Source organism: Microcoleus sp. B4-C1 (assembly GCF_036705285.1).
Taxonomy (GTDB): Bacteria; Cyanobacteriota; Cyanobacteriia; order Cyanobacteriales; family Microcoleaceae; genus Microcoleus.
In genome coordinates, this window is record NZ_JAUBUC010000002.1 from 60,563 (window position 1) to 82,786 (window position 22,224).

At 44.8% G+C, this 22,224-nt stretch carries 18 protein-coding genes and 1 tRNA gene; 15 read left to right on the forward strand and 4 right to left on the reverse strand.

Annotated features, from left to right (window positions below):
* Positions 1–382 precede the first annotated feature (382 nt).
* The 3 genes from QUB26_RS01205 (at position 383) to QUB26_RS01215 (ending at position 3,549) form a co-directional block, all read left to right on the forward strand.
* Positions 383–733, forward strand: coding sequence for a hypothetical protein (locus QUB26_RS01205; RefSeq protein ID WP_333240513.1), 351 nt, complete (start codon positions 383–385; stop codon positions 731–733).
* A 286-nt stretch (positions 734–1,019) separates the two neighbouring features.
* On the forward strand, positions 1,020–1,541 hold the full coding sequence (locus tag QUB26_RS01210) for a hypothetical protein (protein ID WP_333240516.1): 522 nt from the start codon (positions 1,020–1,022) through the stop codon (positions 1,539–1,541).
* A gap of 682 nt (positions 1,542–2,223) precedes the next feature.
* Positions 2,224–3,549 carry a hypothetical protein gene (locus QUB26_RS01215; RefSeq protein WP_333316285.1) on the forward strand — a complete coding sequence of 442 codons (1,326 nt, stop codon included), beginning with the start codon at positions 2,224–2,226 and terminating at the stop codon, positions 3,547–3,549.
* Positions 3,550–3,689: 140 nt separating this feature from the next.
* Here QUB26_RS01215 and QUB26_RS01220 read toward each other — a convergent pair whose 3' ends face one another.
* Entirely contained in the window at positions 3,690–3,977 is a 288-nt protein-coding gene (locus QUB26_RS01220; RefSeq protein WP_333316208.1) for a hypothetical protein, read from the reverse strand.
* 145 nt (positions 3,978–4,122) lie between these two features.
* Here QUB26_RS01220 and QUB26_RS01225 point away from each other — a divergent pair, with 145 nt between their 5' ends.
* From QUB26_RS01225 to QUB26_RS01240, 4 genes are all read left to right on the forward strand, one after another.
* Complete coding sequence (locus QUB26_RS01225; protein WP_333316210.1) at positions 4,123–5,016, forward strand: ion channel; 894 nt, start codon at positions 4,123–4,125, stop codon at positions 5,014–5,016.
* A gap of 59 nt (positions 5,017–5,075) precedes the next feature.
* Positions 5,076–5,423, forward strand: coding sequence for a DUF433 domain-containing protein (locus QUB26_RS01230; protein ID WP_333240524.1), 348 nt, complete (start codon positions 5,076–5,078; stop codon positions 5,421–5,423).
* Between the two features lie 194 nt (positions 5,424–5,617).
* Positions 5,618–6,793 carry an exonuclease SbcCD subunit D gene (locus tag QUB26_RS01235; protein ID WP_333240529.1) on the forward strand — a complete coding sequence of 392 codons (1,176 nt, stop codon included), beginning with the start codon at positions 5,618–5,620 and terminating at the stop codon, positions 6,791–6,793.
* 187 nt (positions 6,794–6,980) lie between these two features.
* The gene (locus QUB26_RS01240; protein WP_333316212.1) at positions 6,981–10,022 is read left to right on the forward strand and encodes an SMC family ATPase; all 3,042 of its coding nucleotides are present in this window, start codon (positions 6,981–6,983) and stop codon (positions 10,020–10,022) included.
* 32 nt (positions 10,023–10,054) lie between these two features.
* Here the strand turns inward: QUB26_RS01240 and QUB26_RS01245 are convergent, their stop codons facing one another.
* Entirely contained in the window at positions 10,055–10,630 is a 576-nt protein-coding gene (locus QUB26_RS01245; RefSeq protein ID WP_333240534.1) for a Uma2 family endonuclease, read from the reverse strand.
* A 166-nt stretch (positions 10,631–10,796) separates the two neighbouring features.
* Between QUB26_RS01245 and QUB26_RS01250 the strand changes: the two genes are divergently transcribed.
* The 4 genes from QUB26_RS01250 to QUB26_RS01265 all read left to right on the forward strand — a co-directional run bounded on the left by QUB26_RS01250 (position 10,797) and on the right by QUB26_RS01265 (position 14,752).
* Complete coding sequence (locus tag QUB26_RS01250) at positions 10,797–11,216, forward strand: XisH family protein (RefSeq protein ID WP_333240538.1); 420 nt, start codon at positions 10,797–10,799, stop codon at positions 11,214–11,216.
* Entirely contained in the window at positions 11,204–11,536 is a 333-nt protein-coding gene (locus QUB26_RS01255) for a XisI protein (protein ID WP_015174218.1), read from the forward strand. The genes QUB26_RS01250 and QUB26_RS01255 overlap by 13 nt, the downstream gene beginning before the upstream one ends.
* A gap of 116 nt (positions 11,537–11,652) precedes the next feature.
* The gene (locus QUB26_RS01260; RefSeq protein WP_333316214.1) at positions 11,653–12,822 is read left to right on the forward strand and encodes a pyridoxal phosphate-dependent aminotransferase; all 1,170 of its coding nucleotides are present in this window, start codon (positions 11,653–11,655) and stop codon (positions 12,820–12,822) included.
* A gap of 16 nt (positions 12,823–12,838) precedes the next feature.
* Positions 12,839–14,752, forward strand: coding sequence for an aminopeptidase P family protein (locus QUB26_RS01265; protein WP_333316215.1), 1,914 nt, complete (start codon positions 12,839–12,841; stop codon positions 14,750–14,752).
* A 493-nt stretch (positions 14,753–15,245) separates the two neighbouring features.
* Here the strand turns inward: QUB26_RS01265 and QUB26_RS01270 are convergent.
* Together QUB26_RS01270 and QUB26_RS01275 are read right to left on the reverse strand one after the other, a co-directional pair.
* Positions 15,246–15,318 (reverse strand) — tRNA-Thr (locus QUB26_RS01270).
* Between the two features lie 141 nt (positions 15,319–15,459).
* The gene (locus tag QUB26_RS01275) at positions 15,460–17,616 is read right to left on the reverse strand and encodes a WD40 domain-containing protein (RefSeq protein ID WP_333316217.1); all 2,157 of its coding nucleotides are present in this window, start codon (positions 17,614–17,616) and stop codon (positions 15,460–15,462) included.
* A gap of 653 nt (positions 17,617–18,269) precedes the next feature.
* Between QUB26_RS01275 and QUB26_RS01280 the strand changes: the two genes are divergently transcribed.
* The 4 genes from QUB26_RS01280 (at position 18,270) to QUB26_RS01295 (ending at position 21,890) form a co-directional block, all read left to right on the forward strand.
* Positions 18,270–19,370, forward strand: coding sequence for a sulfate ABC transporter substrate-binding protein (locus QUB26_RS01280; RefSeq protein ID WP_333240554.1), 1,101 nt, complete (start codon positions 18,270–18,272; stop codon positions 19,368–19,370).
* A gap of 238 nt (positions 19,371–19,608) precedes the next feature.
* A complete protein-coding gene (gene cysT, locus QUB26_RS01285; protein ID WP_333240557.1) occupies positions 19,609–20,469 on the forward strand; it encodes a sulfate ABC transporter permease subunit CysT in 861 nt (286 codons plus the stop codon).
* Positions 20,459–21,337, forward strand: coding sequence for a sulfate ABC transporter permease subunit CysW (gene cysW, locus QUB26_RS01290; protein ID WP_333057939.1), 879 nt, complete (start codon positions 20,459–20,461; stop codon positions 21,335–21,337). Before cysT ends, cysW begins: the two co-directional genes overlap by 11 nt.
* A gap of 193 nt (positions 21,338–21,530) precedes the next feature.
* Positions 21,531–21,890: an NIL domain-containing protein gene (locus QUB26_RS01295; RefSeq protein WP_333057940.1), complete on the forward strand. Its 360-nt coding sequence runs from the start codon at positions 21,531–21,533 to the stop codon at positions 21,888–21,890.
* The last annotated feature ends 334 nt before the right edge of the window (positions 21,891–22,224 follow it).

Sequence of the window (22,224 nt, forward strand, 5' to 3'; positions counted from 1 at the left end):
TAGGTTATTTATAGCAATTTAAAATCTTGGAAAATAGGATTTTTGCCAGAACTGCGAAGACGCGAAAGACGCGCCTAAAAAGAAGAGTCAGGGGCTTCTTAATTGATGGGAAAACCCCTAGATAGGGTTCCTCGCAGGAATTGCGATCGCCCCTGATAGGAGATGAGTTCCGCTTGTATAACTAATCTATCTTTTGGTAGAAGTAATAATAACAAGCAGGCGCTTAAGATATGGGATGTCACGGGAAACATCCCTTTTGGCTCGCTCTAGATGCGGTAGCTGCGACAAAGAATGCGCTTGAACCAAGGTTGTCAATGTGCGATCGCAGTGAAGGGGCGACAAACACCATGATTTTTGCGGAAAAATACGAGGAGAAGTTGATATGAAGCGGGTTTTAAAAGCTCTAGGACAAACATTGAGCCAAAGCATTTTGCTGGTATGTACCCTGGCGTTCATTGGTCTGCTAAGTCTAGCGATAGTACCCAGTCAGGCTGCTTACGCAGGTCAAGACAGGAGTCAGGCGCAGCCAGAAGCTAAAATTACTGACCCCGCAGAAAGTTTCGAGGATCTCAATCCCCAAGCAGCTTACGAAGAAATAGTCAAAACCTCTCAAAATCCTGCAACGGTCGAGAAAGCTTACGACGAAAGCTTAAAGGAGTACAAGGGAGAACACCCGCAAGAAGGCATAGTTCAAAAAGCTGAAGAGTTGATCGAAAAGGTAACTGGCAACTAATAAATCCAGAGATTTATATCTAACTCAAGTTGCTGGTAAATAAACAGCTTCAGTGAATAAACAAGGGAGCCGAGTTTAGAACTCACTTGAACATCACGATCTAGGGTGCGCCTCGGCGCACCTTATCCCTTGAGAGTAGCGTGTAAAACTCGTTTTTGAGTCGAGAAGTATTTGATCGTTTCCTTCCTTTTGAAGCTAGCAGCTTCATCCTTAAGGCAGATGAATAGATATGAATTTAAAAGGTAAATTTAATCATAGTTACAGTTAGATAAAAGGAAAAAATATCATGAGCGATGACAAAAAAACGGTACATGAACCTGATGCTAACCTAGATCCGCTTTCGGGGGAAACCGGGGCTCATCCAGTCGCAACGGGTATTGGTGCGGCGAGTGCCGGTGCTGCGGGTGCTGCGATCGGCGGTGCCATCGGCGGGCCTGTAGGAGCAGTTGTCGGCGCTGTTGTGGGTGCCTTTGGCGGCGGTTTGGCGGGCAAAGGTGTGGGCGAGGCGATCGACCCCACGGTAGAAGAGGCTTACTGGCAAAGCAACTACAGTTCCCGTCCTTACGTGGACACGAGCGCGACTTACGAAGACTATCAGCCTGCATACCGCACGGGTTATGAGGGATACAGTCGCTATGGCGCTACTGGTAAGAAATACCACGAGATCGAACCGGATTTGCAGCGCGACTACGAAACAAATCGCGGTAAGTCTAATGTGACTTGGGAAAAAGCTAAGCACGCCACGCGCGACGCTTGGGATCGGGTGGAACGGGCTGTTCCTGGCGACATTGACAAAGACGGCCGCTAAGGGCTTACACCAAATATTTCTCAGTCTTGGAGACACACAAACTCAAGCATTCCGGTGATTTTTAGCCGGATACCGGAATGGAGGGAAGTGTTTGATCAAAAAAACCCGGCTGCTGCGTCTGAGACTGTTGTTGATAGGTAACACAGTTTTTAACGCGAGTTTAGCGAAGTTTTTGGGGATTTTCAGCCCCTCTCTACATCGGAGAGGGTATTTTTATGCTCGCTTGAAATCGCATTTTTTAGCACGATTTTTATTTCATATCATGTTCGATCGAGTGACCGCGACTAAAAGGGCGGGTTTTTGAGATTGTCAATTATTGGCAGATATTTTTCGTGAACCCGCCCCTACCATATTAGGGCTAATCGACCGGAAATGATATCACAGGACTGTTCGCTGTGAGAACTCGCTAGAGACGTAGAGGCTTTGCTGTGCGGGACGATCGCACTCCTAAAAAATGCTTTTTACCAAATCGGGATGCTTCCGTTTGAGATTAACATTTTTTTTTGACTATTAGCCTTAAAATTAAACTTATTCAGGACTGAGGCATCGATTGCATATTTCTGTCATTGTTCGCGATGCGCTTTCTTCAATCGCAGCCGGATCGTAAAGCGTCGGTGGCTTCAACTCCGATAATTGTTAACCTAAATCCTCTCATTCAAAATTGGTATTACTTGTGGATGAAATGTTGGAAAGAGCTTGGACACTCAAGCAAAATTTAATTGACTTTGTGCTGGATGCTGAGGGAGAGTTGGCGGTAGCTTTGGAAGCTTTTGCAGCAGCTCGATCGACCGGCGAGCGCTACGATATTGCTCAGCAAAATCAAGTGATTGACAGTTTTACCATCGAAGGTAAAGTCGGAGAGAAAACGCCGATCGACCTATTTGTCGAAAGTCAGCCGGATTTAACCGAGAGCGATCTTAGCTTGCTCGAAAGTTGGGAGCACAGAAGCTTCACTGGCTTATTTGAAATCACTCAACTTTCCCCCGACAGGTTTGAACTGATGAACTGGCTGACGGCTAAGCACTACGTTGTCAAGCCTAACAGTCCTAATTTTCTGGCAGAAATGTCTCGCTTTAAGTTAGGAGAAATCTTGCTGGCTAGGATTTCTCCCCTTACCGATGACTGGTGGATACTTTCGAGCTCTCCCATTATGAAGGGGAAATTGGGTAAGCCGAAGTTGGCGGTGGCGATCGGTAATTTCAAGCAAAATCACAAACAGAACCTGTACAGCGATGCCCCGGAATTGTTAGAGCAAGCTTGGGAGTCGGTAGAAAAGTACCACGAAGATTTTACCGAATTTTTTGGCAGTGAGGAATTGACGCTATCGGGGTATCACCTGAATAAACAGTTGACTGAATTTCAGGAATTTATCACTAAAAAACGCCTAGCTGATATCGGCGTTGATGGAAGTAAATCTCTGGCGGATATCGTTGAAGATGCCGGAGTCGATCGAGAAGAAGTCAAAGCAGCCGCCATCGCCGCAGCAGGTGCTGATGCTAACGCAGTTGAGGTAATGCTCGACAGCAATGCTAGTGCAAAAATGGTAATGCCGAAAGTCGAATTGCCCGATCGCTTCAAGAAAGCCGAACAGGTGAGTGCACTTTCTCATCCTCGCTGGGGACAAACCTTTTTGTCTACTTACGCTCAATTTACTGCACTGCTAGCAGCCGAAGACTTTTCAACCGTTCCCGGTTACGAAAAGCTGGTGCGTAACTATCTAGAAGATCCTGCAATTAATGTCTGGATTTGGCAACGGTTAGCTAAAGTTAATCCAGCGAAATTAGAACAAATTTTGCAAACTGTATTGGAACGTACAGACTTTCAGCTCGATCGCGATTTAGATGCCTTGCTGCAAGAGTTTAAAAAACCCTTAGAACCCGAACTCCCGGAAATTGCCAGCGTTCCCGTGCACCTGCACAACTTATTTCAGGAAGCTTTAGGCGAAGTTAATAAGTCAAAGTCCAAACCCCAGGATAAAAAGAAAAGCTCTAAAGGCTTTAAATCCTAAGCCACTAAGTTCGCGGCATACTCACAGCTAACTGTGAGCGGATTGCCCGGTAATATTACTCAAATAGCTTTGCAGTCAGGACTTTAGTTTTTCTTCACCGCGATCGAAAAAACTGAAGTCCTCACTACAAACACTTTTTGTTAATCTTCAACTCGTCGGACAGCCATGCGTTGCAGCGGCAGGCTGAGTATGCTAGAAGCAGTCAATAAGTAAGAAAGAACCGTAGTCAGCTTTAAACTGAGCAATAACCAGCTATCCTCTGGTAGGTGAAGTTTCAGCCCGAAAAAAGAGATGCAGTACACTATCCAGTAAGTAAAGCTCATCTTGATTAGAATTTCTTCGCTCAAAGTGCGATCGTCCGTTGGCTGCGAGTCACGATTATCACCCAGCAGGACTAGACCCGCAATAGATGCCACAAAAGAAACCATAACGAGATAGTCATGCCAGTTAAGCTCAACCATTTCTAAACTCCGCTTTTATCCGAATTTTTGGAATCAGACATCAGTCTAAAGGATAAGTTTTCCCGGTCAAAGCAATAGTTACAAATTGAAACAGCCGCAGTTACAAATCGCAATGAAAATTCCCCGCAACCGCCAGGAACAGACTCGTTTAGTCAGCCGCCAAGGACAATTCCCCTTAAATATTGTCAAGTTGGGAGTACCTCGCCTGCATTTTGCAGACCTCTACCACAGGCTGCTAACTCTTTCTTGGCCTCGATTTTTCATCCTGATTTGTCTCTCCTATACAGTCGCGAATTCTTTATTTGCCTTAGCTTACTTGGCGGGAGGAGATTGCATTGCTAACGCGCGGCCGGGTTCTTTCCAAGATGCTTTTTATTTCAGCGTGCAAACAATGGCGACGATCGGCTACGGCGCCATGTATCCGCGCACGGATTACGCTAATACTATAGTTGCGATCGAAGCACTTTTTGGTTTGTGGGGAGTAGCGATGGTGACGGGACTGGCTTTTTCGAGATTTTCTCGACCAACAGCTAGAGTTATCTTCAGCCGCGTAGCTGTGATCGCTCCTTTCAACGGTGTTCCGACTCTGATGTACCGCACTGCAAATCAGCGTTTTAACCAAATTTTAGAAGCGCAGCAGCGAGCTACTTTGATCCGTGACGAGGTAACAGCGGAAGGAGAATTTATGCGGCGTTTTTACGATTTGCAATTGATGCGAAGTCACTCTCCGGTTTTTGCATTAACTTGGACGGTTATGCACGCAATTGATGAGAACAGTCCTTTGTACCAACTTACTGCCCAAGACTTGATGGAACAGCAAGCGGAAATTGTAATTACGTTAACAGGAATTGACGAAACAGTTTCGCAAACTATTCATGCGCGACATTCTTTTGTGGCGTCTGAAATTATGTGGAATATGCGGTTTGTAGATATTCTTTTGAAATCGGCGACGGGAGGGCGGGTGGTTGATTATAGTCGGTTTCACGATGTGAAGCCGGTTGAATGAAAGTTGGGAGTTAGCCACCAGTGCTAGAATACCTGTATGGCAAAAAAAAGTTAATATTTATGAACTCAATAACTGCAAATACGACACTGAAAGAATTGCAAGCGCAACTCTTAGCTTTAACTCCCGAAGAGAAGGCTCAAGCTATAGAATTACTAGCCCAAAGTTTAAGAAAATTTTGGTCGGGAATTCAAAAGACTCCCGGCGTGTGCGGCGGCGATGCTTGCATCAGACAAACGCGAATTCCTGTTTGGGTGCTGGTGAATGCTCGCCGTTTAGGTATTTCTGAAGCTGAACTCCTAGAAGACTATCCGACTCTGCGTGCCGCTGATTTGGCGAATGCTTGGGCTTATGCTGAGGCATATCCTGATGAGATTGAAATAGCAATTAGAGAACAGGAAGAGGCATAAACAGTGGCAGATATTTATAGCGAGATCGCACAAAGCATTAAAACTGAAATATTTTACCATTTTAAATCAGGCTTTTATGAACGGGCAAGATGCCCGTTCCACAAGAAATTTATTCTTTGTGGAACGGGCCGAAGAGCCCGTTCTTGAAAATGGTACAACATCTCAGTTAAAATAAACAAAAAAATCCTTGTACTATGCGAATAATTCATACTGCTGACTGGCATTTAGGGCGGCGTTTCCGAGGGATCGATCGCACTTTTGAAATTGCGATCGCCCTGGAACAGATTTTGAAGCAAGCAAAAGCGTTAGATGTCGATGCTGTGCTCGTTGCGGGCGACATTTTCGACGTGCCCAACCCTCCCGCTTACGCCGAACGCATTGCTTATAACTTTTTCTGCGAACTCCAAGCGGCAGGAATTCCCGCAATTGCGATCGCCGGTAATCACGATTCGGCATCCCGCATCGACAGCATCGCGCAATTGCTTTCCCTCGCCGGTGTTCGCGCTTTAGGCAAACCCAGGCTTTCCGCCGACGGCGGCACGATTACTCTCAATACAAAAAGCGGTAAACTTTGTGTGGGAGCGATGCCTTTTGCTTCCGAACAAAGACTGTTAGATGCTAATTCTCTCTGGCAGTCGGGCGATGCCGATCGCCGCAAAGATTACCGCGAAATAGTAGCATATTTACTCGAAGATTTAACCAGAGAGTTTAGAGACAATACTGTGAATATTCTCATGGGACACATGAGCATTGACGGCGCTCGGTTGGCAAAATCCGAAGTCGCTTATTACACGCGAGAAAAATACCTGCTGTCATCAGAAACTCTGCCCCCGGAAGCTCAGTATGTTGCCCTCGGACACATCCACATTCACCAGCGGATTTCTGAGACTTCTCCCGCTTATTATTCCGGTTCTTTGATTCAATTAGATTTTGGAGAAGCGGAACAGGAAAAAGGATTTTGCTTGATAGAAGTTGAGCCGGGAAGTCAGGCAAAGGTGGAATTTAAGCCTGTGGCTTGCCACAAGCCGTTAAAAGTGCTTAAATGTCATAACGACAATCTCGATGAAACTTTACAAGCTCATCAGTATCATCCGGGTTTCTTGAAAGTAATTGTCGAACTGGACAGTCCGCAAATCGGACTTGCCGATCGAGTGCGCCAAATCTGTTCTCAAGCGTTGTTAATTGAACCGCGCTATCCAGACGCAGCGCTAGAAGCAACCGAAATAACTAATATCGATCCCAATAATTTCGATCCGGCAGCAGAGTTTTGCAACTATTATCAAAACCGCTTGGGAACGACACCAAAACCGGCAGTATTGGAGGAATTTAAAAATTTGTACAAGAAGTTTAAGGAAACAGTTAATAATTAGATGGGTAAAAAGATACAATCCAAAATCCCAAATTAACTGGTTCCCAGCCTCCGTCTGGGAACCAATATCCAGAGGCTCTGCCTCGCGCTTAAATAGGAAAATTGGAGGCAGAGCCTCCGGATATGCGTTACCAGGCAGAGCCTGGTAAAGAGTAATAGAAATCCACCATCTAAAATCTAAAATCAGTATGCGTCCACTCGAACTTATTCTCGAAGGATTTACCAGCTTCCACCGCGAACAGCGTTTAGATTTTTCTCAACTCGATTTGTTTGCAATTACTGGTGCTACAGGTGCGGGCAAATCTTCACTGTTAGATGCCATGACTTACGCTCTTTTTGGCACGACAACTCGCAGCGGCAAACAAGTAAGTGATTTGGCAAGTCAAGGCAGCGAAAATTTAAAAGTGCAGTTGCGTTTTGCTGTGGGTTCGGCACAGTATCGGGTGACGAGAAGGTGGCGTTTCCGTCCGAAATCTCCTGAAAATAAGGTGATTTTGGACAACTGGCAAAATGGTCAATGGGAAACTTTGGGAACGAGTATTGTTGCTGTTCAAAATACCATTGAACAGATTTTAGGAATGGATTTTGATACTTTTACGCGAGCAATTGTTCTGCCTCAAGGCAAGTTTGATGAGTTTATTAAAGGGGATACATCTAAACGTCGGGAAATTTTGCGGCAGCTAGCAGGATTTGAGATTTTTGAGCAGATGCGGAAGGAAACAAATGAACTCGCAAAGCTGCTGAAACAGGAACGGGAAATGGTGGAAAGGCAGCTAGCGGATTTAAGTGCGCCGACGGCTGATGAGGTGGCTCAAAGACGATCGCAACTTTTGATTTTAGAGCAGCAGTTGCCTGAGTTCGATCGCGCTGTGATGAAAGCTCAGAAGGCTCTAGATGAAGAGGAACAGCTATTTTCGCAAATCGCTCGCTGGCAAGAGTTACAACAACAACTGACCCAATTAAATGCTAATTCTGCTGAGGTTGCAATTTTAGCACAGCGTTTAGAAAGAGCGCAAACTGCCAATCATTTACAGGGAGATTGGGCTTTAGTGCGATCGGCTCGCAGTCAGTATGAAACTGCCGAAAGTGCCTCTGTGGCAGCGCGAAAGCAGTTAATTAAAGCTCGCTCTGAGCTAGCAGTAGAGCAGCAGCAACTTGACGCGGCAAAAGCCAAAGAAGAGGTGCTAGCGCCACAAATTAAGGCTCGCGAAGATGCTCTAGCTGCTGCTAAAGTATATGAAGAACAGCGCGCTCAATTAGAAAAAGAAGTTGCGCTTGCCCAAAAAATTCAACAGGAAAAACTCCGCTTTTTTATGGCAGCAGATAAAGAACTGCAAGCTGCTAACACTAAAATTCAAGGCGCGGGTTTTCGAGTTACTCAAGCAGCGGCGCAGCTCGAACAGTATGCGCCGGGAGGAAAGCGTTTAGAGCAATTGCAGCAAATTTCACCCTTATTGATGGAACTTCAGCTAATTACCAAGCAGCAAAAGACTCAGCAAGAACAGTTGGATAAATCTCTGGCAGATAAGGAAAAAGCTCAACAAAATTATGTGAAGGCTACCACTAATTTAGAAGCAGTTGAACTCAGGCTAAAAGAGTGCGATCGCGAGTTAGAAGTGGCCCAAACCGCTAATGCGGAAGCGGCACGTTTAGAGAGTGTTGCTGCTATCAGAATGTCACTGAATTATGGCGATACTTGCCCGGTGTGCGGGGGGGTGCATCCTGAGAGCGACAGCCTCCCTCCTTTGCCAGATTCTAATATTGTCGATGTCGCTGATTTGCGACAGAAATTGGCGGGGGCAAATCAGCTTTTTCAAGATGCTCAAAGGTGGGCTGCTGAGGCAAAAAGTACAGCTTCAGCTTGCCAGCAAAAAGAGTCTGAAATTGCTCAAATGCTCGAATTAACTGCGAATAGAGTTGCAGAATTGCAGCAGCAAATCACTCAAGTTCTGGAAAATCCTCAATGGGAAAGCTTGGGGTTGCAGCAGGAGTTGGCAATCCTTAAAGAGAGCGATCGCCAATACCGCGAAACCGAACAGCAGTTCCAACTGGCATCATTGGAATATGATAATTTTCAAGAAAGATTTAATTTGGCGGTGGCGACTCAAGCAGCTAAACAGCAGGAATATCAAGATGCGATCGCCGAATCAGACCGCCGCCAGCAGCAGTTCCAAAGTTGTGTAAATGCGCTTTATCAAATTACCGAATATCAACCTTATGCTAATTTAGCAAAAGTCTTAGAACAAGACAAACAAGACTTGGCAAATCTGCTTAAAGTTGCCGAAAAATCCTATCAAACTGCTCAAAATAAGGTTATTCAAGCAGCAGAGAGAGAGCAACAAGCTGGAGAAGTTTTTGGACAAGCCCAAGCCCAGAAACAGCAGCTAAACCTGGATTGGTCAGCAAAATTAACGGCGGCTGATTTCACCGAAGAGACCTTTTTAGCAGCGGTTGCGACAGTTAAGGAACAATCAGAATGGGAAAACGCTATTCGCTCTCACCGCGAATCAAAAATTCAGTTAGAGACGCGGGCAAAAGATTTGAGCGAGGCGATCGCAGGCCGAACTACCGATGAGAATACTTTAGCACAAGTGCGATCGGCAAAACATACCGCCCAAGAAAACCTCAAACAAGCCAACAACAACCGCGCCGAACTTTTAGCTTGGATTCAAGTAGCAGCTCAAAATCTCGAACAAGCCGAAAGACTGTCACAGCAAATCACAAATTTCACAGAACAAGAGCAAACTTATCACACCTTAGCGCAGAATCTCAAATCCAACGAATTTCAATCCTACATTTTAGAACATTTAGAAGCAGAATTAGTCGGCAGCGCCACATTAATTTTGCAAGAATTAACTGAGAATCGCTACAAATTAAGAAACCAAGACGGCGAATACTGGGTAGCAGATAATTGGAACGGCGGCGAAGCTAGACGAGTGCGAACCCTTTCCGGCGGCGAAACCTTTGCCACTTCCTTATCAATGGCTTTAGCTTTGTCAGAAAAACTGTCTCAAGGATCTCACTTGGGCAGCTTGTTTCTCGATGAAGGATTTGGGACTTTAGATACCGAAACTCTCGAAAGCGTTACTCAAATTTTAGAATCTTTGCGGCAGCGAGACAGGATGATTGGAGTGATTACCCACGTTCGAGAATTGGGCGAAAGATTGCCCGCACAAGTTAAAGTGTTTAAGTCGCCACAAGGTTCTAAAATAGAAGTTGAAAGAGTTTAAGTCTCTACTTGTTGCGATATATTGTAGTTTTTCTAGAATTGTGTTTCTTCTTCTGTAAAGATAGGAGGCCACAGTTCAGAAACGGGCAATTCCCAACCGGGGAAAAGTTCTGGTAATGTTAAGATATCGCCATTTTGTAAAATTTGTGGTTCGCCAGCCGATCGATAAATCTTCACTGTTTCTGCATCAGGATCGATCGCAATTCCGACAATCGCTCCGAGCTCAACAAACTTCAAAACCTTGGTTTCGATAGGCTGCGTGCGATCGCTTTGAGACTTAATCTCTACCACCAAATCGGGAACCAACTGTCCAAAATAACGCGGACTTTGGCGCAATCGTGCGGCGCGCACAAAGGAAACATCGGGCGCTTTGACGTTAGTATCTGGCATAATAAAGCCGCCTGCGGAGTCAAAAACTCGTCCGAGACGGCGGGGATTTACCCAAGCGAAAAGAAAGGCAATGAGACGGCTGCTGATTTCACTGGATACGATGTCAGATGGGCCCATAATTGAAAGTCTCCCGTCTTCTAGTTCAATTTGGTAATCTAAACCAGCTTCGGAAAAAGCGGTTTGAACTTGCTCAACATCTTTGACAGTCATCGTTGACATAGGAACTTTCTCCTGTTATGAGCTGATATTTCATTTTAGCACGATCGTTATTTTCAATCTATAATTTAGTCAAAAATTTAGACTTTTTACTTGTTTGTCGGCACTTGCTAAGTTATAATTATCGCAATAGATACTTTTTGAATATAGTAAAACAGTTTTTTAAATCATGTCAGCCAAAGATATCTTTCACAACACAGTACGTGCGGCTTTGGAGAAAGATGGATGGACAATTACTCACGATCCTCTATTTCTAAAAGTAACTTCTCAAGTAAAAATGCAGATTGATTTGGGAGGAGAGAAATTACTTTCTGCCGAAAAGGGGAGGCAAAAAATAGCAGTCGAAGTAAAAAGTTTTGTGGGCTTGTCGGCGCTGTCAGAATTCCATACGGCTGTTGGTCAATTTCTTAATTATCGAGTAGCATTGGAAAAATTGGAATCAGAACGAGTGCTGTATTTGGCAGTGCCTACAGATATCTATCAAGATTTTTTTACAGACTCGTTTATTCAAACTGTGTTAGAACGATATCAAATAAAGATGCTGGTTTTTCATGTGAAGGGACAGGAGATAACATTATGGAAAGATTAGATTATCGCCAGTTAGTTCAGAAAGTCATACATCAACACGCGACAGAGCAGTCGGAGCAAGATGTAGAAACCACTGAAATTGTTTTCGATACGGAACGCGACCGCTATTTATTGTTGTATGTAGGATGGCGGGATGAAGAACGAATTCATGGATGTCCGATTCATGTTGATATCAAAGATGGAAAAATTTGGATTCAGCGCGATTTTACGGAAGCAGGAATTGCCAATCAATTTCTAGAATTTGGAGTCCCTAAAACAGATATTGTGTTGGGATTTCGAGCGCCTTATGTACGGCAATTTACTGGATTTGCGATCGCGTAAATCCTTAAATAATTTCCCACACAAAAAATACCCAAAACCCCGACTTATCGAATAATTCGGGGTTCTAATCTGTAAGTTTTGTCAATCTACTTAACGACCCAAGAAACAAATATTATATGAAAAATTACCCCACTCGAATGCAATCGGTGCAGTCGCCCATAATTCCAGTAGTTGGCGAACTGATTCGCCAAAATCCGGGAACGATATCATTAGGACAAGGCGTAGTTTACTACAATCCGCCACAAGAATCATTTGAAAAAATCCCCGAATTCTTTGCAAATCCCGAAAATCACAAATACAAAGCCGTGGAAGGAATTCCACAATTACAGGATGCAATCGCCGCTAAACTCAAAACCGATAACGACATAGAAATTAATAGCAAAAACTGCATTGTCGTTACCGCCGGCAGCAACATGGGATTTACCAACGCTATTCTCGCCATCACTTCTGCGGGAGACGAAGTTATTATCCAATCACCTTATTACTTCAATCACGAAATGGCGGCTATTATGGCAAATTGCCGACCAGTGATAGTAGAAACCGACGCAAACTATCAACTTAATATCGATGCTATAAAAAAAGCAATTACCGACAAAACGCGAGCCATAGTTACCATTTCACCAAATAATCCTACTGGTGTTGTTTATTCAGCCGAAGCACTCCGAGAAGTTAACGAAATTTGTCGCCAGCACAACATCTATCACATCAGCGATGAAGCTTATGAATATTTTACTTATAACGGCGTCAAACACTGTTCGCCCGCCGCTTTTCCCAACAGCAGCGAACATACAATTTCTCTGTTTAGCCTCTCCAAAGCCTACGGTTTTGCGAGTTGGCGGATCGGGTATATGGTAATACCAGAACACTTGCTCGTTTCTGTGAGAAAGATTCAAGATACCATCTTAATTTGTCCGCCCGTAATTTCTCAGTATGCAGCCCTGGGAGCCTTGCAAGTTGGTAGAGGTTACTGCGATAATTATGTAAGGGCGATCGCATCTGTGCGCCAACTCGTATTAGACGAACTCAATACCATCCAACACTTGTGTACAATTTCCCCAGCCTGCGGAGCATTCTACTTTTTCTTGAAACTTGATACTGAAATTGATACAATGGAATTAGTAGAAAAATTAATTCGCGAATATCGCGTAGCAGTGCTTCCCGGTACAACTTTCGGCATGGATAGCGGCTGCTATTTGCGGGTTGCTTACGGTGCTTTGGAAAAAGCAACCGCCACCGCTGGTATTAGGAGATTAGTTAAAGGTTTGAAGACAATTTTAAACAAGTAAAATAGGAAATTTAAAAATGGTTGCCACTAACTTAAAAGCAAATACAAATCTTCAAGATACATCCGCTGCAAAACTGGCAGACTTGCGCGATTTGATGGCCGATTACGACTTAGATTGCTATTACATCCCAGCGGTTGACGAACATTTAAATTTATCAGTTCCAGCCGCCAAGCAACGGCGGGCTTGGATGTGCGGTTTTACGGGTTCCGCCGGTGATTTGTTGGTTGGCAAAGATTCCGCTTGGTTGTTTGTGGATTCCCGCTATTACGAACAAGCCGAATTGCAAGTCGATACTGGAATTATTCAAATATCGAAACTCGGCTTAGAAGGAAATTTAACCTTAATTGAAACTTTAGAAAAACTGGCTGTAGAATCTGCTGAAAAATCAAGAAAAATTCGCATGGGTTTTGACCCATTTACCGTAGCGACAGAGCAATATCAAAATTGGGTGAAAAAATTTGCCACTGCGGAGATTGATCTCATACCAATCCGGGAGAATTTGACAGACAAAGTGCGATCGCAAACTCCTTGGCAAACAGCAGAGACTTTACCCGCGATTGATGCAGAACCCATATTTAGCTTACCTGCATCCCTGACAGGAGAAACCGCCGCCGAAAAATTAGCCAGAGTCAGGGAAGCGATGCAAAAAGCCAATATCGATGTGCTTCCGATTACCAACCTGAATCAAATAGCGTGGCTGTTCAATCTCCGAGGCTCGGATATTCCCCACATCCCCATTTTCATATCCTATGCCATTGTCACCACAGATTCAGCGTTTTTGTTTACAAATCCCGAACGAATTTCGCTAGAAATCAAGCAAGAATTGCGGGCGGATGTAACTTTGCTTCCCTACGCAGACTATCCGCATACATTAGAAACTTGCGTAAATTTGCCACATAAAGTTCGGGTACTTTTAGACCCGAAACACAGCACAGCAGGCACGTACCAGTTAATATTAAACCATCAACAAGCGCAGTTTTACAACATCGAAATAGTTTTTGAGGCTCATCCGGTAGAAGGGATGAAAGCTCGCAAAAATCCCGTAGAAATTGAGCAGATGAAATCAGCCAATTTCAAAGCAAGCCGAGCGAAAACTTTGGCTTTAAAGTGGTTGACAGAACAGCTAGAAAATGGTAACGTATTGACTGAGTTTGATGTCAAAGAAAGCATCGAAAGATTTTATCAGGAAGAAACTGATTTTCAGACTTTAACTTTTAGAACGATCGCCGGTGCGGGAGCCAATAGCTCGATCGTACATTACGGAACCCCCAGCCCAGAAATAACGTTAAAACCAGGGGAACTGCTGTTATTGGACTCAGGCGCGCAATATTTAGCAGGTACAACCGACGATACGAGAACAATAAGTATCGGAGAACCGACGGCGCTACAAATAGAACACTACACCACAGTTTTAATCGCGCACATCAACTGTGCAATGCAGCAATTTCCCAAAGGAACAACGGGAGCGCAATTAGATGCGATCGCCCGTGCGGTATTATGGCAAGAACAGCTAGACTACGGACATGGCACCGGGCACGGAGTCGGCGCGTTTTTAGCAGGCCACGAAGGGCCCAATGGCATCAGCAAATCGGTACAATATCCCCTAGAAGCCGGAATGGTAACGAGCATCGAACCGGGATATTACGAACCGGGATGGGGCGGAATTCGCCTCGAAAATCTCTATGTTGTCAGGGAAATGCCATCAAAAAATGGTACTGTTTGGTACGGATTTGAACCGCTGACGTATATTCCGTTTGAGCGCAAATTAATAAATGTCGATCGGCTGTCAAAGACTCAACTCGCATGGTTGAATAATTATCACGCTTCGGTAGTCGAGAAACTGGAACCCGTACTTGATGCAGCAACAATTGAATGGTTGAAAAAAGCCGCCGCACCCTGTGTGATATCAATTCCGGTTGCACCGGAATGATACCGAGGACACTGCAATGCTCATAGATGTCAACTTAAGGTCAGCCCGAAAGTCCGACAGGGGTTTCAACCCCTGTCTCAAAGCGAAAGTCCTCTTAAGAGGACTGAAGAACTCATTAAGCTGTCGCGCCTTTAAATTGCATATTCAGGGCGGGCGGGACGCCCAACCCCTACTCCCCACAAGAGTTAGATTGTTTTTTGACAGACAATTTAAATGCAGAACAGCTTAGTCCTCTTAAGAGGACTTTCGCTATTAGACAGGGAATTCATTCCCTGGCGGACTCGCGGGCTGACTAACGGGCTGGGCTGGCTGACAGCTTAAGTTGACACGCCTTGGGCACAGTGCGGTGTCCCTACCCCAAAATAATATTGTAATATTGTAGGGAAACAGCACGTGCAGTCTCCTGATTTCTTAAAAAACAGAATACCAAAATCCCCGACTTCTCCAAGAAGTCGGGGATTTAAGATACAAACATTTAGAGAATTTAGAGTAAAGCTGGTGACAGGATTTGAACCTGCGACAGGCTGATTACAAATCAGCTACTCTACCAACTGAGTTACACCAGCAGTGAAACTTAATATAGCAAACTTATAGTCATTAGCGCAACCCCCCCAGCCAACTTTTTTTTTCAAATTCGCTCAAAACCCCTCCCCGTAAGGGCAAAACCGGAATTGTCTGCCCGCTGCCCACAGCCCACTGCCAATTAACTAATCGCAGCGCCAAATCTTAATCGTCTGATCCGCACTGCCGCTGGCGAGCAAATTGCCCGAAGGTGCGATCGCCACCGAATACACCGTACCCGAATGTCCTTTAAGAGTGGTCAACAACTCCCCCGTCTGCAAATTCCAAATATTAATCGTATTATCATCGCACCCGCTAGCCAAAGTCAAACCGTCCCCACTGATAGCAACCGACTCGCCCCGACTCACATAATTCTGCAAAATATGCACCGCCTCATTCGTTCCTAAATTCGTTACACCCTTTCCCCTCCCAGAATTAGTATTTAAAATCCGCAACAAACTCCCCGTCTGCAAATTCCGCAGCTTAATCGTATAATCATTGCTCACGCTAGCAAGAATCTGACCGTCGGGCGCGATCGCCACAGAATTCACCCCAACATTCAACCCCGAAAGAGTCCGCAGCAACTTACCGCTTTCCACATCCCAAACCTTGCTCGTCGCATCCGAACTGCCACTCGCCAATATTTTACCGTCCGGGCTAAAAACCACCGCATTCACATTGTCAGAATGACCCTTCAAAGTCCGCAGCAACTCACCACTCCGCAAATTCCACAGCTTAATCGTATTATCAGCCCCGCCGCAGCTAGCAATTACCAGGCCCTTCGGGTTAATCGCCACCGAATTCACCTCCATAGAATGTCCCGGAAAAGTACACAGCAAATCACCGTTGTGCAAATTCCAAAACTTAATTGTTTCGTCCGAACTGCCGCTGACCAACATTTTTCCGTCATAGCTAATAGCAACCGAATTTACGCGATCGGAATGTCCCGTCAGAGTGCCAATTAATTCCGTGGTTTCTAAATCCCAAATCTTAATAGTTTTATCCCAACTACCGCTAGCCAAAATTTTGCCGTCAGGGCTAATCGCCAGAGAATTCACAAACGATGAATGTCCCGGCAGCGTATATACACACCGCCATTTCTGATGTTTTAATTTGTGAGCTAATTCCTTCACCCGCTTAGCTGCAGCCTCAGCTTCCTCTCTGCGTTTGAGTTCAGCCTCCTCCAAACGCTGGCGTTCCGCCCTAGCTTTCGCCTCTCGCAGCGCCAGCCGGCGCATCTCTCCCTTAGAGACTATTCGCTGCTGCTCCTGAATTTCTTTAAGAGTTTCAATATACGGTTTTGCCCAATCTTTAGAAAACCATTCCTGAGCAAATTCCGCCTCTAATGTAAATAACTGAGGTTCGTGAGTAAAATCGATATTTAAATAATACAAATCCGCTAAAAAAGCCGCCAATAACTTGTGAATAGTCACAATTATTTGCCGAATAATCCGCAGGCTCAGCTTTCTATCTTTTCCCTCTGCCTCCAACTGTTGATAAACCTCTTCCCAATTCCAAGGCTGCATCGCTACTAGAGAAACGCTCTGATTGATGACTCCCCAAAAACCAACATGAAAATTAACTTCATAATCGCTGATATCGCTGTACAGTATAGCTGTAGGGACGGGAGACAACACAGTCTGCAACCGCTCCACATCAATATCGGAAATCGATTTTTTGAAATAGTCTCCGTAAAACTGAACCGGGCACAAATCTCCGTGCGGGGGGTAGTGCTGGTTCAAAAAAGCTCTTAACTTAGCCGGCAGCTCGATATTCAGATTGTGGCGAAACGAATCAGGGCAATCTTGGCTAATTTTTGCGGGAGCAACTAACAGCAGCAATCGGTGCTGCTGCTGCTGCAAAATCTGTTCAGTTTCCTGCCTGCTCAAATTAGAAAACCAGTTGTCCTTGTCCCAAAGAGTTTGAATTTGGCTCAGCTTAACTCGAATTGCTTCTGATTGAAACTCCCGCATTAAGTCGCGGCAAAGTCGGCTAATTGCCCGCTTATCTCTTACTTCTTGTGCCTTAATTCGATTAGCCCGTTCTTCCTTTACCCTTTCTTCTGCGCTGGCGATCGCGATTAATTCTTGTTCTCTGGCCTGCTGCCGCTGCAAATATCTCACTTGTGCTTTAATCCAGCGGGGGTCTTTTTTGATTTGCTGGTTCAAAGCTGAAGAACCAGAGGGCTCAATTTCGGCATAGCGTTCGTTGACAGCGCTTGCTCCCAATCTTTCTCCCAATTCCGAGGCTACAGGCTTCAACAGTTCAATTAGGGTGTCTGAGACTGGGCGGGGTAAGGACATACCAGTTAAAACTTTTTCTTACTTAAGGGCGATCGCGCGAGTCAATCGATTTTAGATTTTAGATTTTAGATTTTAGATTTTAGAATTGAAGCATGACCCCACGGATAAATTCGGGGGCAAGTTTATCGGATACAGGTTTTTTATTTCTGGACGGATGAATCCGGGGGCTTGTATCCTGGATGCTTTCGCTCAGGCATATCTCGATGGGGCGGGGGATCTTGGCATGAGCCCTACATTTGGGCGATCGGTCATTCGATTTTAGATTTTAGATTTTAGATTTTAGATTGACCCCACGGATAAATTCGGGGGCTTGAGGATTTTAGATTTTAGATTTTGGATTGATTCCACGGATAAATCACGTGGCGGATACCACCTTTGAAATTCGCTTGTCAACGTATCTAGAAGGCGTATCGTGCTGCCGCGCAAGTTTAGCACCTTAACTCAATCAGAGTATTTATACACTTTACATTTTACCCCGAATCTGAATCCAAAGCACCGACGGAAAAGACTTCAGGATATGCGATCGACCCTGAGTTCCCCCAATTTGTTTTTTTTGTTGCCTTTTGACTCGCTCTTGTCTATAATCGTACTTCACCACCCTAATTACGGTATTCCGACCTAATAACCGTACTTTATCTAGAGGAACAAATATAATGAGCCCGTGGCAACGCCTAACTCAACACCTTCACTGGCCAAAACAGCCACCAGCCAGCACAAATAAATCATTGACGGCGCTGAAAAGATTTGTATCGCTATTTGTAGTGGGAATAACTTTAAGTCTGACCGTTGCATCCTGCAGCCAGGGCACCACCAAAGGCAACGTAGAATTAACCCTAGTATCCTTCGCAGTCACCAAAGTCGCCCACGAAGCCATAATTCCCAAATTCGTAGAACAATGGCAAAAAGAAAAAGGCCAAACCGTCACCTTCAACCAAAGCTACGGCGGTTCCGGTTCCCAAACTCGCGCCGTAATTGACGGTTTAGAAGCAGACATCGTACACCTAGCCCTCGCCTTCGACACTCAAAGAATCGAAAAAGCCGGACTAATTGAGCCTGGATGGGAAAAAGAAGTCCCCAACGAAGGCATAGTCAGCAAATCCGTAGCAGCAATAGTCACCCGCGAAGGCAATCCCAAAGGCGTCAAAACCTGGGAAGATTTAAGCAAAGACGGAGTAAAAGTGATTACTGCCGATCCCAAAACATCAGGCGTGGCCCGCTGGAATTTCCTCGCACTTTGGGGCTCGGTTGTTAAAACCGGAGGAGACGAAACCAAAGCATTAGACTTGACTACTAAAGTCTACAAAAACGTCCCCATCCTGACTAAAGATGCCCGCGAAGCCACCGACGTATTTTTCAAACAAGGCCAAGGCGACGCCTTAATTAATTACGAAAACGAGATTATTTTGGCTGGTGAGAAAGGCGAAAAACCGACTTATACTATTCCAGACGTGAATGTGTCGATCGACAATCCCATTGCCATTATCGATAAAAACGTTGATAAACACGGTAATCGCGAAGTCGCCGAAGCATTTGTCAAATTTCTGTACACCCCAGAAGCTCAGCGAGAATTTGCCAAAGCAGGCTTCCGCCCAGTAGATGCGACAGTAGCGGCGGAACCGGAATTTGCCCAAAAATATCCCCCCATCAAAACCCTATTTACAGCTCAAGACTTAGGAGGTTGGGGAGATATTCAGCAGAAATTCTTCGATGACGGAGCTATTTTTGACAAAATTCAAGGTTCAATTAGACAGTAGTGGCCGGGGCGGGTTTACGAAATGATTGGTTTTAGGCAATTATTATTGGTAAAACCCGTATCTGGTATGGTGCGTCGCTCCTAGATATTCGATCGCGCCTTGCCGATTGTAGGATGGATCCGCACCCTACATCTATCTAATGAGCCAGGGTTTACCAGATGATTGGTTTTAGGCAATTATTTTTGGTAAAACCAGCCCCCGATCGCAATTATTCTTTCCAACTCAAAACTATTCACTTATGGCTGAATCATCTGCAATCAGTAACCCTCAATCTCCGATCGAAAATATCAAAAGGGCGATCGGCAAAATCACATTACCTTGGGGAATCACCCTAGGCTACCTCAGCTTAATGCTATTGCTCCCAGTTTCAGCATTGCTGCTGAAAGCCAGCACAGCAAACCCCGCCGAATTTTGGAAAATTGCCACCAGTCCCATCGCCCTTTCCGCCTACGATGTCACCTTCTTTACGGCATTAATTGCGGCATTAATTAACGGAGTCTTCGGCACATTAATTGCCTGGGTATTAGTCCGCTACGACTTTCCCTTAAAACGGATTATAGATGCAATCGTCGATTTACCCTTTGCGCTCCCTACCTCCGTCGCAGGTTTAACCCTCGCCACAGTTTACAGCGATAACGGCTGGATTGGTTGGTTTTTTGCACCTTTGGGAATCAAGATATCGTTTACTCGCTTAGGCGTAGGTATAGCGATGATATTTATTTCCTTGCCATTTATCGTTAGAACCGTACAGCCAGTTTTAAACGAGATGGAAAAAGAGATCGAAGAAGCAGCTTGGTGTTTAGGTGCTTCTCAATTTGAAACCTTCTGGCGAGTAGTTTTACCGCCGTTATTTCCGTCTATTTTAACCGGAGTAGCACTCGGCTTTTCGCGAGCGGTAGGCGAGTACGGCTCTACTGTAATTGTAGCTTCTAACATACCGTTCAAAGATTTAATCGCGCCCGTATTAATTTTTCAAAGATTGGAACAGTACGACTATGCAGGAGCAACAGTTATCGGCACTGTCATGTTAGGTATTTCCCTGGCAATGTTGTTCGCCATTAATCTCTTACAAGCATGGAGAAGACGCTATGACGACTAATATCAATTCACCCGCTGGTTACAAAAGTCCGCCCGCAGGTTCTAGTCGGAGCCAGGAAAAAGCTTGGGTAAAACCAACTTTAATCGGAATTGCGATCGGCTATCTCGCTCTTGTCTTATTTATCCCCACTCTCAACGTTTTTTATCAAGCTTTCAGAAAGGGATTTGAGCCATTTTTTTCTAACTTAACCTCACCAGATTTTCTGCACGCAGCGCAACTAACCCTGATAATTTCTCTGATAGTTGTGCCAATAAATACAGTATTCGGTTTGTGTGCAGCCTGGGTAATTGGCCGCAATAAATTTCGGGGGCGCACGCTATTAATCAGCCTTTTAGACGTGCCTTTTGCCATCTCTCCCGTAGTTGCAGGTTTAATGATTGTACTGCTTTACGGTCGGCTGGGATGGTTCGGGCCGTGGCTGGAGGCGGCAAATATCAGGGTTATTTTTGCCTTCCCTGGAATGGTGCTAGCGACTGCTTTTGTTACCTTGCCTTTTGTGGCCCGCGAAGTAATTCCTGTTTTGGAAGAAGTCGGAACAGATCAAGAAGAGGCGGCGAAAACTTTGGGAGCAAATGACTGGCAAATTTTCTGGAATGTCACGCTTCCCAGTATTCGCTGGGGATTGCTTTACGGAGTAATTTTGACCAATGCTAGAGCAATGGGAGAATTTGGAGCCGTCTCTGTGGTGTCGGGAAATATTGCTAAAAAAACACAAACTTTGCCTTTGTTTGTAGAGGATGCTTACAAGCAGTACGCGACGCAAGCCGCATTTTCGGCTGCGGTAGTTCTCGGTCTTTTAGCAGTTGTTACTCTCGTGCTTAAGGAGATTTTAGAACGAAAAACTAGGATTAAAGAAGTTGAAGAATAGTCATTAGTCATTAGTCATCAGTCATTAGTCATTAGTCATTAGGGTGCGCGCTGTGAACTTCATCCCTCAAACCACTCATTAGTAAGGTGCGGCGCTATCGACAATCTAGTGGGAAGCTCGAAAATCTCGCAGCGACGCACCCTACAAGATATTGGTACAAAATGTAAACTGAAACAAAAATTAGGAGTCCCAAATGTTAGCTCACAACACTAGCGAATCTCAATTTGAGCCGATCGACAATTTTCACAAAACCCAAGAATCAGATATTCCCAAATCTGAGATTGGCGACAGCAGACCAACTCAAACCCGCATTCGCATTCGTGTTCCTAAAGAATACCATCAGGAACCTGTAATCTCTAACCTGATTTCTGAATACGGTTTGACGGTAAATTTTAATGCCGCTTTGTTGGGTGTCAAAACTTTAGATGACGGTTGGTTTGATCTGGAACTTAACGGTACAAGTAAACAGATTGAAACGGCTCTGATTTATCTCAATGATTTGGATGTAGAAATCTGGAGCAATTCCAATAATCCCGATGAAGAAACTTGGTAATTAGTGAGTCTGGGACGCACCAACCTGGAAGATCAGCTAAGGATCGCGAATTAAATAATTTACACTCTTGAAAGTGGGATGGGCGTCCCGCCCGTCCAGAAAGGGCGGGCGGGACGCCCATCCCACAAGAACCATCAAAATTCTAAGTTATTTAATTCTCATTCCTAATATTCTGGACTGACACGCATATTTTTTTCGACCCGATTTATTGAGCCTAATAGTCTCAAGTAATGTTAGTCATGAGTCAGCCTATCTCTTCCTGTAAAATAACCGTTATCAAGGTTCTAGTGAGGAATGCAAGCCTTCATAAAACTCAGAGGACTTGTTGCATTCC